Source organism: Limosilactobacillus walteri, assembly GCF_014830205.1.
GTDB classification, from domain to species: Bacteria; Bacillota; Bacilli; order Lactobacillales; family Lactobacillaceae; genus Limosilactobacillus; species Limosilactobacillus walteri.
Genome location: NZ_QORN01000006.1, coordinates 39,138 through 53,100, shown reverse-complemented (window position 1 = coordinate 53,100; position 13,963 = coordinate 39,138). Strand labels below are relative to the sequence as shown.

The window sequence follows — 13,963 nt, the reverse complement described above, 5'->3', positions numbered from 1 at the left end:
TTATTATAAAAAAGGCAATGGTTGACCGGTTTGGTACCATTGCTTTTTTTATTTAGATGAGGTGATTACTTGGCAAAAAAATATCAAATAGAGATTCCGGAGTCAGCGTTTGAAAAAACGGATTTTTCTACAAATGAAGAATTATCTCTTAGTGTGAATCACAAACAAATAAATATTCGACCAGTAAAAGTAAGTGAGCAGTTACCTAAGATTAATATTTTTTGGTATATTACACCAGCAATTATTTTATCGGTTGTATTCCTAGTATTTGTTAGTCTACAGAAGATTACTACCATTCCAATAACTGGTAGTGACTATTCCATTGCTAATGGAGCATTACTATTGGGAGTTTGCAGTGGGGTGCTGTCATTTTTAGTGACCTTTATCGTTACCAAAATTTTAGGTAAGGGACCTAGTAAAGATTTTTATTGGCGTAGTTTGCCAACAATTACTATTGCTTGTGGCCTTATTATCGCTTTTTCTTTTTCAGCAATATTTTGGCTTTTTGAACAAATGTTTAAAGGTGCTCGCTTTGATATTTATACTGCAACTTGCTTTATTTTTGTAATATTAGCGGTATTAAATTATATTATGATAAATTTAGCGTTAACTCTGTCATCAGGGGTGATAACTAATTTACTTACGATTATGATTATTAGCGGAATGCTGTTCTCAATGTTGACGAATTCTTCTCGTGATTGGTGGCGGTATAATTTTAGCTTTCTTGGAACAGCTAAAAATTCAACAAGTTTCCAGTTTAATATAACTTTGATTTTTACAGGATTATTAATGATTGCGCTAGTTGATTATTTATTTGTCAGTATTCAACGCCGATATCATGGTTACAAAATTCAGGTTTTACGTTGGTTATTAATTATGCTAGCTATCTGTATTGCGTCTATTGGTGTTTTTCCTAATAATCCCCAATTTCATGTATTGCATGATCGGATTTCAATGTGGCTTGTTTATATTATGCTTATTTTGATCGTAGTGATTAAGTGGGTTTTACCAGAAGTAACTAAACAATTTTTAACAGTTTCCTATACTATTGGAATAGTGATGAGTGTTGAATATATTGTTTTTAAGCTTACCGATTACCTATCGTTAACGGCATTTGAGTTATTTGAGTTCGGATTAGCTTTTTCTTGGTTATTGTTATTACTGCAAAACATTGAAAACCTAGCCCAGTTTGGGCAAAACCTTTTTGTAATAAAGATAAAGCCAATTAACAAAAAAGAATAATCAGCGTTAAAAACTTCTCACGGATATTTAGTTTTATGTGAGAAGTTTTTTAGCATCCTTGTAAAAAAAGGCTAAGTAAGGTACTTAATGATAAAGCAGGGATAAGAGGTAACTTTTTCTCGTGTGTATATAGGAAAAAGAAAAGCATAACTAACGAGCTTGCTTGAATAATCAAAAGAGTTTGCTGCCATCCCCAGATAATACAGACAAAAAATAAAAATTCAATATCACCACTGCCGAGTGCGCCAGTAAAATTTGAAAATAATAGTAAGGAAATAGCGATAGTACTAGCAGCTATAAGGTTATGAAAATAGTTTTGAGGAATTGATAAAAAAGTTATGGGCAGTAGTCCCAATAATGCAATCGAATATATGATATTAGCAAAGAAATCAGTCGACGTTAAAAAGATAAGACTCATAATAAAGAGAAGAATTATTGAATCATGTAAAAGGTCCAAATTTGCTAAGCTTACAAAAGCAGTTCCAGAGATAAGTTCAGCAATTGGTAAGTATATGTTAATTTTATGGTTACAGAAAAAGCAACGGCCCTGAAGGAAAATAAAACTAAGAATCGGGATGAGTTGCCACCAAGGTAAAATGTGCGAACAATTATTACAACAAGATCGGTAAGGCGTAATTAGCGACTTTTGCTCTACTAAGCGCTGACTACAAGATACAATAAATGAAGCTAGACAAGAAGCGAATATAAATAAGATAAGAAATAGCATTATAATACCTCCCAATTATATAAATACGTATTTTTGGGGAAAATGCACTTAATAAATTTAAAAAGAATTTATTAGGGAGTCGTTGACAATCAAATGAGAGCGTGATAGTCTATTTAAGGTGCTTTTTTAGCAACGGAGTGTCTGTCGTTGGGCAGATGCGTCAACGAAGGCACGTAAATTGTATAACATATGCAGGAATTTTTTTATTCATTAAAAAGAACCGCCTGGATGTGTGGACTTAACTTAAGGAAGGGGAAAGAATAATGCCAACCATTAACCAATTGGTACGTAAAGGCCGTAAGAGCCACAAGGGTAAGTCAAAGTCACCAGCCCTTGGTTATGTTTACAACACTTTCAAGAAAGAAGAAATTAAGACTCCATCACCACAAAAGCGTGGGGTTGCTACTCGTGTGGGTACTATGACTCCTAAAAAGCCTAACTCAGCTTTACGGAAGTATGCCCGTGTACGTCTTTCAAACTTAATCGAAGTTACTGCTTATATTCCTGGTATTGGTCACAACCTCCAAGAACACTCGGTTGTTTTAATTCGTGGTGGTCGTGTTAAGGATTTACCTGGGGTTCGTTACCACATCATCCGTGGTACTCTAGATACTGCTGGTGTTGAAGGCCGTATGCAATCACGTTCTAAGTACGGTGCTAAGAAACCTAAGGACAAGAAGTAATTTTAAGGAGGAGTTAAGTAATGCCACGTAAAGGACATGTACAAAAGCGTGAAATTTTACCAGATCCAATGTACAACTCAAAGTTGGTTACTAGCTTAATTGATCACTTGATGATTGATGGTAAGCGTGGAACTGCAACTAAGATTTTATACGCAGCTTTTGATGAAATTAAGAACGAAACTGGTAACGATCCAGTTGAAGTATTCCAACAAGCTATGGAAAATGTAATGCCTGTTTTGGAAGTTAAGGCTCGTCGTGTTGGTGGTTCTAACTACCAAGTTCCGATTGAAGTTCGTCCAGACCGTCGTACTACATTAGGCCTTCGTTGGATTGTTCAATACGCACGTTTGCGTGGAGAACACACAATGGTTGAACGGCTTGCACGGGAAATTATTGATGCTTCAAACAATACTGGAGCTTCAGTTAAGAAGCGTGAAGATACGCACCGTATGGCAGAAGCCAACCGTGCATTCGCACACTACCGCTGGTAATAATCACTGTCAATTGATACTGGTTATTTAACTAGTTTCAGTAAAGGGTGACGTAAATTATGTATAGACGTCACCCTCTTTTTTGAAAATAATGCTAAAATAAGTATGACCATATTTTGGAAGGAGATACTCTTTTAAGATGGCTAATAAACGTGAATACCCACTTGCTAAGACTCGTAACATCGGTATCATGGCACACATCGATGCCGGTAAAACGACTGCAACTGAGCGGATTCTTTACTACACTGGTAAGATTCACAAGATTGGTGAAACCCATGATGGTGCTTCACAAATGGACTGGATGGATGAAGAAAAGGAACGTGGTATTACTATTACGTCCGCAGCTACTACTGCTGTTTGGAAAGATAACCGGATCAACATCATTGATACCCCAGGACACGTGGACTTTACTGTCGAAGTTGAACGTGCGTTGCGGGTTCTTGATGGTGCCGTAACCGTTCTTGATGCACAAGCTGGTGTTGAACCACAAACTGAAACTGTTTGGCGTCAGGCTGACCAATTTAACGTTCCACGGATTGTTTTTGCTAACAAGATGGATAAGATTGGTGCTAACTTTGACTATTCAGTTCAAACTATTAAGGATCGTTTGAATGTTACACCATTACCTATTCAAATGCCAATTGGTGCTGAAGATGATTTCATTGGTTTGATTGACTTAGTAAAGATGGTTGCCTATGTTTATGATGAAGACAAATTAGGTACCAACTGGGACACTGTTGATATTCCTGATGATATGAAGGAAGAAGCTCAAAAGCGTCACGATGAAATGATTGAAACGTTAGCGGACATTGATGATAGTCTTATGGAAAAATACCTTGAAGGTGAAGAAATTTCAGTAGACGAAATCAAGGCTGCTATTCGGAAGGGTACTTTGGAAGAACAAATTTTCCCTGTATTAGCTGGTTCAGCTTACAAGGATAAGGGTATCCAAATGATGCTTGACGCTGTTATTGACTACCTTCCATCACCACTTGATGTTAAGCCATTTGTTGCTCATGATGCTGAAGGTAATGAAATTGAATTGACTGCTGGTGATGATAAGCCATTCGCAGCATTAGCATTTAAGATTGCTACTGACCCATTCGTTGGTCGTTTGACATTCTTACGTGTATACACTGGTTCTCTTCAATCAGGTTCATATGTTCTTAATGCAACTAAGGACAAGCGTGAACGTATTGGTCGTTTGCTTCAAATGCACTCTAACCAACAACAAGAAATTCCAGAAGTATTCTCCGGTGATATTGCCGCCGCTATTGGTTTAAAGAATACTACTACTGGTGATTCATTAACTGATCCTGATCACCCGCTTCAACTTGAATCTATGGACTTCCCTGAACCAGTTATTCAAGTTTCAGTTGAACCTAAGTCAAAGGCTGATCAAGATAAGATGGATAAAGGTCTTCAAAAGTTAGCTGAAGAAGACCCTACCTTTAAGGCTGAAACAAACCCTGAAACTGGTGAAACTTTAATTGCTGGTATGGGTGAACTTCACTTGGACATCATCGTTGAACGTCTTCGTCGGGAATTCCACGCTGAAGTAACTGTTGGTAAGCCACAAGTTTCTTACCGTGAAGCATTTACTAAGACTGCAAGCGCCCAAGGTAAGTTTGTTCGTCAATCTGGTGGTAAAGGTCAATACGGTGATGTATGGATCGAATTTACACCACTTAAAGAAGGGGAAGGATTCGAATTTGAAGATGCCATCGTTGGTGGTGTTGTTCCTCGTGAATTTATCCCTGCTGTTGAACAAGGATTGAAAGAAGCAATGCAAAATGGTGTTCTTGCAGGATATCCACTTGTTGATATGCATGCTAAGCTCTATGATGGTAGTTACCACGAAGTCGATTCCAGTGAAGCTGCCTTCAAGGTTGCTGCATCATTAGCACTTAAGAACGCTGCTAAGAAAGCAGATCCTGTTATCCTTGAACCAATCATGAAGGTTGATATCGTTGTTCCACAAGACAACATGGGTGACGTTATGGGTCAAGTAACTGCTCGTCGTGGTACCATCGATGGTATGGAAGAACGTGGAAATGCTCAACTTATTCACTCATTTGTTCCACTTTCAGAAATGTTTGGTTACGCTACTGCTTTACGTTCTGCTACTCAAGGACGTGGTACCTTCACAATGACTTTCGACCACTACTCAGCTGTTCCTAAGTCTGTTCAAGAAGATATTATTAAGAAAAACGGTGGCAATAACTAATTATTGATACCTAGATCTCAAATCCATCAAAAAGGATTGTAGCTTGATTGCTACAATCCTTTTTCTTATAAAAGAAAGTATTATTGCTTACACTGTTAGGCAATTAAATTTATGACTATTTGATTAACCAAATACTAAAAATATAGAAATTTAAAGAGAAACAGTAAATCTTTAGCTTGCTTTTAGCTATGATCTAAAAGAATGAGCGTTGGCCTTTTGGATTTGCGAAACTCTTAAAATACTAAAAAGCACCACAAAAGTTTACAAAAATATTTCAATCGAAATTATTTTAATAATTCCCTTGAACTAATCCTATTTCTTTAGTATTATGGATAGGTGCTTGAGCTTTGGAGGTATATTTGCCTTACCCCCATAGTGTTTAAGCTGCGAAGCGTTGATGCGGAAGGTTGCGACACACCCGGCCGCTTTGCCACAGGATGTGGCGGTAATTTCCGCGGAGCTAGTCAAATTTCAAATCTGACGAAGGAGGGAACATAATGGCAAAACAAAAGATTCGTATTCGGTTAAAGGCTTATGAACACCGTATTTTAGACCAATCTGCTGATAAGATTGTTGAAACCGCTAAGCGGACAGGTGCTCAAATTTCAGGTCCTATCCCGTTACCAACTGAACGGACTATTTACACTGTTATCCGTTCACCACACAAATTCAAGAAGTCACGGGAGCAATTCGAAATGCGCACCCACAAGCGTTTGATCGATATTGTTGACCCAACACCAAAGACTGTTGATTCATTAATGAAGCTCGATCTTCCTAGTGGTGTTGACATTGAAATTAAGCTTTAATTACTAGATTAAGAATATACATAAAACATAAAATTGGAGGTGTACTCATGACCAAAGGAATCTTAGGTAAAAAGGTTGGAATGACTCAAGTATTCACTGATAATGGTGAATTAGTTCCAGTTACTGTTATTGATGTAACACCAAACGTTGTAATGCAAATTAAGACCGTTGAAAATGATGGTTACAGTGCTGTACAACTTGGTTTCGATGACAAGCGGGAAGTTTTGAGCAACAAGCCTGAACAAGGTCATGCAGCAAAAGCAAACACGACCCCTAAGCGCTTCATCGGTGAAATCCGCGACGCTGAATTAGGGGACATTAAAGTCGGAGACGAAGTTAAGGCTGATGTTTTCGCAGAAGGTGAAACTGTCGACGTTACGGGTACTACCAAGGGTCATGGTTACCAAGGTAACATCCACAAGGATAACCAATCCCGTGGACCTATGGCGCACGGTTCTCGTTACCACCGTCGTCCTGGTTCATTAGGTGCAATTATTAACCGGGTCTTCAAAGGTATGAAGCTCCCAGGACGTATGGGTGGCAAGACTGTTACTATGCAACACTTACAAGTTGTTAAGGTAGATCTTGATAATAATGTATTACTCATTAAGGGTAATGTACCTGGTGCTAACAAGTCTTACGTAACTATTAAGAACTCTGTTAAGGCTAACACTAAGAAGAGTCTTAGCAAGCAACACAACAAATAATAAGAAAGGAGGAAGTTAATAATGACTAGCGTTAATTTGTACAAGCAAGATGGTAGCCAAAACGGTACTATCGAATTAAATGCTACGGTATTTGGTATCGAACCAAACGAAAATGCTGTATTTGATGCAATTTTGCGTCAACGTGCCTCATTACGCCAAGGAACCCATGCTGTAAAGAACCGTTCTGCTGTTAGCGGTGGTGGTAAGAAGCCATGGCGTCAAAAGGGTACGGGACGTGCTCGTCAAGGTTCAATTCGTTCACCACAATTCCGTGGCGGTGGTATTGTTTTCGGACCTACTCCACGTTCATACAAGTACAGCCTTCCTCGCAAGGTTCGTCAACTTGCAATCAAGTCAGCCCTTTCTCAAAAGGTTCTTGATAACAGCTTTGTAGTAGTTGATGCATTAAACTTTGATGCACCAAAGACCAAGGAATTCGCTGATGTTATGAGTAACTTAAACGTTGCAGAAAAGACATTAGTTGTTGTTACTGATGACGACAAAAATGCTGCTTTATCAGCACGTAACTTAGCAAATGCTACTGTTGTTACTCCAGCAGGTGTTAACATCTTAAATGTTGTAGATAACCAAAAGATTGTTATCACTAAGTCAGCTCTTTCTCAAGTAGAGGAGGTGCTCGCATAATGGAAGCACGTGACATTATTTTACGTCCAGTTGTTACTGAAGCTTCAATGGCTGGCATGGACGATAAGCGTTACACTTTTGATGTTGATTTACGAGCAACTAAGACACAAGTTAAAAATGCGGTTGAAGAAATTTTTGACGTTAAGGTTGTTAAAGTAAACATCATGAATGTAAAAGGTAAGTTAAAGCGCCAAGGTCGTTACGTTGGATACACTAAACGTCGTCGTAAGGCCATTGTTACTTTATCTGCTGATTCAAATGAAATTAAGCTGTTTAACGATAACAGCGAAAACTAATCACTAAAAAAAGGAGGAATAAACAGTGGGAATTCGTAAATACAAAGCAACCACTAACGGACGCCGTAATATGAACGGTTATGACTTCGCCGAAATCACGAAGACTACACCTGAAAAATCATTGTTGGCTCCGTTAAAGCATACTGCTGGTCGTAACAGTTACGGTCATATTACTGTTCGTCACCGTGGTGGTGGTACTAAGCGTCAATACCGGATTATTGACTTTAAGCGGATTAAGGATGATGTTCCAGCAACTGTTAAGGCAATCGAATACGATCCAAATCGTACTGCCAACATTGCTTTACTTGTTTATGCTGATGGTACTAAGTCATACATCATTGCACCAAAAGGCTTAAAAGTTGGTATGACTGTTCAATCTGGTCCTGATGCTGATATCAAGGTTGGTAATGCTCTTCCATTAAAGAACATTCCAGTTGGTACTGTTATTCATAACATTGAATTAAAGCCAGGTAAGGGTGGTCAACTTGCTCGTTCAGCTGGTGCCTCAGCTCAATTACTTGGTAAAGAAGAAAAATACGTTTTAGTACGTCTTTCTTCTGGTGAAGTTCGTATGGTTCTTGCTACTTGCCGTGCTACTATCGGTACTGTTGGTAATGACGAACACGCTTTAATTATCAAAGGTAAGGCTGGTCGTACACGTTACGCTGGTCAACGTCCACATGTTCGTGGTTCTGTAATGAACCCTAACGATCACCCACATGGTGGTGGTGAAGGTAAGCAACCTGTTGGTTTACCATCTCCTCTTTCTCCATGGGGTAAGAAGACTGTTGGTAAGAAGACACGTTCACACAAAGCTCGTTCAAACAAGTTTATTGTTCGTGGTCGGAAGCGCGGTCCACATACTCGTTAATATTTATATACGTTCTAATACCCGAGAGGAGGTACACTAAATGGGTCGTAGTTTGAAGAAAGGACCTTTCGCTGATGCTTCATTACTGAAGAAGGTTAAGGAGCAGGAAGGTTCTGAAAAGAAGACTGTCATCAAGACATGGTCACGTCGCTCTACCATTTTCCCAAGCTTTATTGGTTACACATTTGCAGTATACGATGGTCGGAAGCACGTTCCAGTTTACGTACAAGAAGACATGGTTGGTCACAAGTTAGGTGAATTTGTTCCTACTCGTACATTCCATGGTCACGCTGCTGATGACAAGAAGACAGGTAAGTAAGGAGGGTGAAGTAAGACATGGCTGAAAACATTACGTCAGCTAAGGCCACTGCTAAGATGGTACGAGTTTCCGCTCGTAAGGTTCGTCTTGTATTAGATGCCATTCGTGGCAAGAGTGTTGCCGAAGCATTTGCTATTTTGAAGTTCACCCCTCGTGGTGCCGCTTCAGATGTTGAAAAAGTATTAAAATCTGCTGTTGCAAACGCTGAAAACAATTTCGATTTAGACCGTGCTTCATTGGTTGTAAGTGAAGCCTTTGCTAATGAAGGACCAACTCTTAAACGGTTCCGTCCTCGTGCTAAAGGTTCTGCTTCTCCAATTAACAAGCGGACTAGTCATATTACAGTGGTTGTTACAGAACGATAGGAGGAATGAATAGTGGGTCAAAAGATCAATCCTAATGGTTTTCGTGTTGGGGTCATTCGTGATTGGACTGCAAAGTGGTACGCAGATAAGGACTTTGCTGATTACCTTAACGAAGACCTTCGGATCCGTAAGTATATTGAAAAGCGACTTGCTGATGCCTCTGTATCAACCGTTGAAATTGAACGTGCTGCTAACCGCGTAAACGTATCAATTCACACAGCCAAGCCAGGTATGGTTATTGGTAAGGGTGGTTCAGAAGTTGAAGCACTTCGTAAAGAACTTAACAAATTAACTGGTAAACGTGTCCACATCAATATTGTGGAAATTAAGAAGCCAGATTTAGATGCACACCTTGTTGGTGAAAGCATCGCACGTCAATTGGAAGCTCGTATTGCTTTCCGTCGTGCAATGCGTGGAGCTATGCAACGTGCTATGCGGGCTGGTGCTAAGGGTATTAAGACTCAAGTTGCTGGTCGTTTGAATGGTGCTGATATGTCACGGGTAGAATCATACTCTGATGGTACTGTTCCATTGCATACTCTTCGTGCTGATATTGATTATTCTTGGGACGAAGCTAACACTACATACGGTGTCCTTGGTGTAAAGACTTGGATTTACCGTGGGGAAGTTCTTCCTACCAAGAAGAACACAAACAATGATGAACAAGGAGGGAAGTAACACATGTTAGTACCAAAACGTGTAAAGCACCGTAAGGTTCAACGTGGCCACATGCGCGGTGAAGCCAAGGGTGGTAAAACAGTTACTTTTGGTGAATTTGGTTTACAAGCTCTTGATTCACATTGGATTAGCAACCGTCAAATCGAAGCTGCTCGTATCGCTATGACGCGTTACATGAAGCGTGGTGGGAAAGTTTGGATTAAGATCTTCCCACAACTCTCATACACAAGTAAAGGTGTTGGGGTCCGGATGGGTAACGGTAAAGGTGCTCCTGAAGGATGGGTTGCTCCAGTTAAACGAGGCAAGGTAATGTTTGAAGTAGGGGGCGTTTCTGAAGAAGTCGCTCGTGAAGCTTTACGTCTTGCCGGTCACAAGTTGCCAGTTCGCACTAAGATCGTACAACGTGAGGAAGTAGGTGGACAATCTAATGAAAAGTAAAGATTACGTACAAGAACTGAATGGATTAACCACTGATAAGCTACTTGACCGTGAAAAGGAATTGAAGGAACAATTGTTTAACTTACGTTTCCAATTAGCAACCGGCCAGTTGGAAAATACCGCAAGTCTTAAGCAAGTACGCAAGGATATTGCACGGGTTAAGACAGTTCTTCGTCAACAACAATTAAACAAATAAGAATACGAAAAGGAGGATTAGCGCATGAGTGAAGAACGTAATGCACGTAAGGTTTACCAAGGCCGTGTTGTTTCTGACAAAATGGATAAGACCATCACTGTTGTAATTGATACTTACAAGAGTGCACCTATCTATGGTAAGCGTGTTAAGTACTCAAAGAAGTATTATGCACATGACGAAAACAACGAGGCTAAGACCGGCGACACTGTACAAATTATGGAAACTCGGCCATTATCAGCTAAGAAGCGTTTCCGTCTTGTAAAGATTGTCGAAAAAGCTGCTACCCTATAATTAGCAGAAAACTCTATATATATTCGTATTCTAATTCTTATTTGTAGATGGAAGGAGGACATTAACCGTGATTCAACAAGAAAGTCGGTTGAAGGTCGCTGATAACTCCGGTGCACGTGAAATCTTAGTTATCAAGATTTTAGGTGGTTCTCGGGTTAAGACAGGTAATATTGGTGACATCATTGTTGCTACTGTAAAACAGGCAACACCAGGTGGCGTTGTCAAAAAGGGTGACGTTGTAAAAGCTGTAGTTGTACGGACTAAGCAAGGTATTCACCGTAAGGATGGTTCATACATTAAGTTTGATGAAAATGCCGCTGTTTTAATTAACAACGACAAGAGCCCTAAGGGTACCCGTATTTTTGGCCCAATCGCTCGTGAGCTTCGTGGAGACGACTTCATGAAGATCGTTTCATTAGCTCCAGAAGTTCTCTAAGATTTAACCGAAAATAAGGAGGTGCACAATCAACATGTTCATTAAAACAGGTGACAAAGTTCGCGTTATCGCTGGTAAAGATAAGGGCAAGGAAGGTACTGTAAAAAGTGTACTTGCTTCTCAAAACCGCGTTATCGTTGAAGGCGTAAATATGGTTAAGAAACACCAAAAGCCAAGCAACTCAAATCCTAATGGTGGCGTTATTGATACAGAAGCTGCAATTCATGCTTCAAATGTAATGCTGATTGATCCTTCAACAAATGAACCAACTCGTGTCGGTTACAAGTTCGTTGATGGTAAAAAGGTTCGTGTTGCAAAGAAGTCAGGTAAAACACTTGACTAATTTATAATGAAAGGAGGAATAACTTCTAATGGAAAACCGTTTGAAAGCTAAATACGAAAATGAAATTCGTCCTGCATTAATCGAAAAGTTTAACTACTCTTCAATTATGCAAGCACCTAAAATTGATAAGATTGTATTGAACATGGGTGTTGGTGATGCAACTACCAACTCAAAGAATCTTGATGAAGCCGTTGAAGAACTTGGCTTGATTTCTGGTCAAAAGCCTTTAATTACTAAGGCTAAGAAGTCAATTGCTGGTTTCCGTCTTCGTGAAGGTATGTCAATTGGTGCTAAGGTAACTTTACGTGGTGAACGTATGTATGATTTCTTGGACAAATTAGTAAATGTTGCTCTTCCACGGGTTCGTGATTTCCACGGTGTAAGTAACAAAGCCTTTGATGGTCGTGGTAACTACACTCTCGGTATCCGTGAACAATTAATTTTCCCAGAAATCGATTATGATAAAGTTAACCGGGTTCGTGGTTTAGATGTTGTAATTGTTACAACTGCTCAAACTGATGAAGAATCACACGAATTACTTGCAAAACTCGGTATGCCGTTTGCTAAATAAAGGAGGTTCCACAAATTGGCTAAAAAATCAATGATTGCTAAGTGCAACCGTCCAGCTAAGTTCTCAAGTCGTGAATACACGCGTTGTGCACGTTGTGGACGTCCGCACTCAGTTTACCGTAAATTCCACCTATGCCGGATTTGCTTACGAGAACTTGCCCACAAAGGACAAATTCCTGGTTTGAAGAAGGCTAGCTGGTAAACAAAAAAACCGACAAAAGGAGGAAAACATCGATGTCTATGAGTGATCCAATTGCAGATTTCTTAACTCGTATTCGTAATGCTAACATGGCTCAACACGAATCTGTTGAAGCACCTGCATCAAAGATGAAGAAGGACATTGCTGAAATCTTAAAGAACGAAGGTTTCATTCGCGATGTTGAATACGTTGATGATAACAAGCAAGGCATCATCCGTGTATTCTTGAAGTACGGTAATGATGGTCAGCGTGTTATTTCTGGCTTAAAGCGTATTTCTAAACCAGGTTTACGTACATACGTTAAGTCTGATGCTGTTCCTAAGGTTCTTAATGGATTAGGAATTGCTATCATCTCAACATCTGAAGGTGTTGTTACTGATAAAGTTGCTCGCGCCAAGAAAATTGGTGGCGAAGTTATTGCTTACGTTTGGTAATAAATTATTATTAGATAGGAGGTGCAAAGATGAGTCGTATTGGTTACAAAGAAATTGATTTACCAAGTAATGTTGAAATTTCTCAAGATGGTAATGTTGTTACTGTAAAAGGACCAAAAGGAACTTTATCTCGTGAAATCTCACCATTAATCAAGATGACTGTTGATGGCAATGTCATTAAATTTGAACGTGATGCTGATACTAACAAGTTAAAGATGTTACACGGTACTACTCGTGCTAACGTTAATAACATGGTTGAAGGTGTTGTTAATGGTTATAAAAAAGTTCTTAAACTTGTTGGTGTTGGTTACCGTGCTCAATTTAAAGGCAACAAATTGATTTTAACTGTTGGTTACTCTAACCCAGTTGAAATGGACAAGCCTGAGGATGTTGACATTAACGTTCCTGATAACACTACTATTGAATTAAGCTCAATTAACAAGGAACACCTTGGTAATTTTGCTGCTGAAGTTCGTGCCGTACGTTCACCAGAACCATACAAAGGTAAGGGTATTCGTTACGAAAACGAACACATTATCCGTAAGGAAGGTAAGACTGGTAAGTAATCTAAAAGGATTATTTAACATTCTTACATATACAATATATATTATAAAAATAAGAGGTGACTGTTGTGATTTCTAAACCAGATAAGAACAAGATCCGTCAACGTCGTCATTTACGCGTTCGCGGTAAGGTTTCTGGTACTGCGGAGCGCCCACGCTTAAGTGTTTACCGTTCAAACAAAAACATTTACGCTCAATTAATTGATGACGTAAAGGGTGTGACGCTCGCAAGTGCCTCCACAAATGATAGTGAAGTAAGTGGAAAGACTAAGACTGAACAAGCTAGTGGTGTTGGTGCTCTAATTGCTAAACGTGCTAGTGAAAAGAACATTACTGAAGTTGTATTTGATCGTGGTGGATATCTCTACCATGGACGTGTTCAAGCCTTAGCTGAAGCTGCTCGTGAAAACGGACTTAAATTCTAGAAAAAAGGAGG

The 13,963-nt window shown here is 39.3% G+C and carries 23 protein-coding genes; 22 read left to right on the top strand and 1 reads right to left on the bottom strand.

What is annotated here, in order from left to right:
* Positions 1-69 precede the first annotated feature (69 nt).
* Positions 70-1,242: a DUF998 domain-containing protein gene (locus DTK66_RS02145; RefSeq protein ID WP_153930146.1), complete on the top strand. Its 1,173-nt coding sequence runs from the start codon at positions 70-72 to the stop codon at positions 1,240-1,242.
* Between the two features lie 49 nt (positions 1,243-1,291).
* Here the strand turns inward: DTK66_RS02145 and DTK66_RS02140 are convergent, their stop codons facing one another.
* Positions 1,292-1,969 (bottom strand): prepilin peptidase, encoded by a 678-nt coding sequence (locus DTK66_RS02140; protein ID WP_153930147.1) that lies wholly within the window; start codon positions 1,967-1,969, stop codon positions 1,292-1,294.
* Between the two features lie 263 nt (positions 1,970-2,232).
* Between DTK66_RS02140 and rpsL the strand changes: the two genes are divergently transcribed.
* From rpsL to rplR, 21 genes are all read left to right on the top strand, one after another.
* On the top strand, positions 2,233-2,652 hold the full coding sequence (rpsL, locus tag DTK66_RS02135) for a 30S ribosomal protein S12 (protein ID WP_003664576.1): 420 nt from the start codon (positions 2,233-2,235) through the stop codon (positions 2,650-2,652).
* A gap of 20 nt (positions 2,653-2,672) precedes the next feature.
* The gene (gene rpsG / locus DTK66_RS02130; protein ID WP_003668788.1) at positions 2,673-3,143 is read left to right on the top strand and encodes a 30S ribosomal protein S7; all 471 of its coding nucleotides are present in this window, start codon (positions 2,673-2,675) and stop codon (positions 3,141-3,143) included.
* 139 nt (positions 3,144-3,282) lie between these two features.
* Positions 3,283-5,370, top strand: a complete 2,088-nt coding sequence (gene fusA / locus DTK66_RS02125; protein ID WP_153930148.1) for an elongation factor G — start codon at positions 3,283-3,285, stop codon at positions 5,368-5,370.
* A 497-nt stretch (positions 5,371-5,867) separates the two neighbouring features.
* The gene (gene rpsJ / locus DTK66_RS02120; RefSeq protein ID WP_003664569.1) at positions 5,868-6,176 is read left to right on the top strand and encodes a 30S ribosomal protein S10; all 309 of its coding nucleotides are present in this window, start codon (positions 5,868-5,870) and stop codon (positions 6,174-6,176) included.
* A 47-nt stretch (positions 6,177-6,223) separates the two neighbouring features.
* Positions 6,224-6,883 (top strand): 50S ribosomal protein L3, encoded by a 660-nt coding sequence (gene rplC, locus DTK66_RS02115; protein ID WP_003664567.1) that lies wholly within the window; start codon positions 6,224-6,226, stop codon positions 6,881-6,883.
* A 21-nt stretch (positions 6,884-6,904) separates the two neighbouring features.
* Positions 6,905-7,528 (top strand): 50S ribosomal protein L4, encoded by a 624-nt coding sequence (gene rplD, locus DTK66_RS02110; RefSeq protein WP_153930149.1) that lies wholly within the window; start codon positions 6,905-6,907, stop codon positions 7,526-7,528.
* The gene (gene rplW / locus DTK66_RS02105; RefSeq protein WP_153930150.1) at positions 7,528-7,824 is read left to right on the top strand and encodes a 50S ribosomal protein L23; all 297 of its coding nucleotides are present in this window, start codon (positions 7,528-7,530) and stop codon (positions 7,822-7,824) included. Before rplD ends, rplW begins: the two co-directional genes overlap by 1 nt.
* A 25-nt stretch (positions 7,825-7,849) precedes the next feature.
* The gene (rplB, locus tag DTK66_RS02100) at positions 7,850-8,695 is read left to right on the top strand and encodes a 50S ribosomal protein L2 (RefSeq protein ID WP_003664563.1); all 846 of its coding nucleotides are present in this window, start codon (positions 7,850-7,852) and stop codon (positions 8,693-8,695) included.
* 40 nt (positions 8,696-8,735) lie between these two features.
* The gene (gene rpsS / locus DTK66_RS02095) at positions 8,736-9,014 is read left to right on the top strand and encodes a 30S ribosomal protein S19 (protein ID WP_003716091.1); all 279 of its coding nucleotides are present in this window, start codon (positions 8,736-8,738) and stop codon (positions 9,012-9,014) included.
* A gap of 17 nt (positions 9,015-9,031) precedes the next feature.
* Positions 9,032-9,379 carry a 50S ribosomal protein L22 gene (gene rplV / locus DTK66_RS02090; protein WP_003664558.1) on the top strand — a complete coding sequence of 116 codons (348 nt, stop codon included), beginning with the start codon at positions 9,032-9,034 and terminating at the stop codon, positions 9,377-9,379.
* A gap of 12 nt (positions 9,380-9,391) precedes the next feature.
* Positions 9,392-10,057 carry a 30S ribosomal protein S3 gene (gene rpsC, locus DTK66_RS02085; protein ID WP_191667631.1) on the top strand — a complete coding sequence of 222 codons (666 nt, stop codon included), beginning with the start codon at positions 9,392-9,394 and terminating at the stop codon, positions 10,055-10,057.
* 3 nt (positions 10,058-10,060) lie between these two features.
* Positions 10,061-10,495: a 50S ribosomal protein L16 gene (gene rplP, locus DTK66_RS02080; RefSeq protein WP_003664555.1), complete on the top strand. Its 435-nt coding sequence runs from the start codon at positions 10,061-10,063 to the stop codon at positions 10,493-10,495.
* Positions 10,485-10,691, top strand: a complete 207-nt coding sequence (gene rpmC, locus DTK66_RS02075) for a 50S ribosomal protein L29 (protein ID WP_057805829.1) — start codon at positions 10,485-10,487, stop codon at positions 10,689-10,691. Before rplP ends, rpmC begins: the two co-directional genes overlap by 11 nt.
* A gap of 24 nt (positions 10,692-10,715) precedes the next feature.
* Positions 10,716-10,982, top strand: coding sequence for a 30S ribosomal protein S17 (rpsQ, locus tag DTK66_RS02070; protein WP_003716661.1), 267 nt, complete (start codon positions 10,716-10,718; stop codon positions 10,980-10,982).
* A gap of 67 nt (positions 10,983-11,049) precedes the next feature.
* Entirely contained in the window at positions 11,050-11,418 is a 369-nt protein-coding gene (rplN, locus tag DTK66_RS02065; RefSeq protein WP_076459600.1) for a 50S ribosomal protein L14, read from the top strand.
* Between the two features lie 34 nt (positions 11,419-11,452).
* Entirely contained in the window at positions 11,453-11,761 is a 309-nt protein-coding gene (gene rplX / locus DTK66_RS02060; RefSeq protein ID WP_153930151.1) for a 50S ribosomal protein L24, read from the top strand.
* Positions 11,762-11,789: 28 nt separating this feature from the next.
* Positions 11,790-12,332, top strand: coding sequence for a 50S ribosomal protein L5 (gene rplE / locus DTK66_RS02055; RefSeq protein WP_153930152.1), 543 nt, complete (start codon positions 11,790-11,792; stop codon positions 12,330-12,332).
* Between the two features lie 15 nt (positions 12,333-12,347).
* A complete protein-coding gene (locus DTK66_RS02050) occupies positions 12,348-12,533 on the top strand; it encodes a type Z 30S ribosomal protein S14 (RefSeq protein ID WP_003664547.1) in 186 nt (61 codons plus the stop codon).
* Positions 12,534-12,565: 32 nt separating this feature from the next.
* A complete protein-coding gene (gene rpsH, locus DTK66_RS02045; protein ID WP_003664546.1) occupies positions 12,566-12,964 on the top strand; it encodes a 30S ribosomal protein S8 in 399 nt (132 codons plus the stop codon).
* 29 nt (positions 12,965-12,993) lie between these two features.
* The gene (rplF, locus tag DTK66_RS02040; protein ID WP_191667630.1) at positions 12,994-13,530 is read left to right on the top strand and encodes a 50S ribosomal protein L6; all 537 of its coding nucleotides are present in this window, start codon (positions 12,994-12,996) and stop codon (positions 13,528-13,530) included.
* 65 nt (positions 13,531-13,595) lie between these two features.
* Positions 13,596-13,952, top strand: coding sequence for a 50S ribosomal protein L18 (gene rplR, locus DTK66_RS02035; protein WP_191667629.1), 357 nt, complete (start codon positions 13,596-13,598; stop codon positions 13,950-13,952).
* Positions 13,953-13,963: the final 11 nt, after the last annotated feature.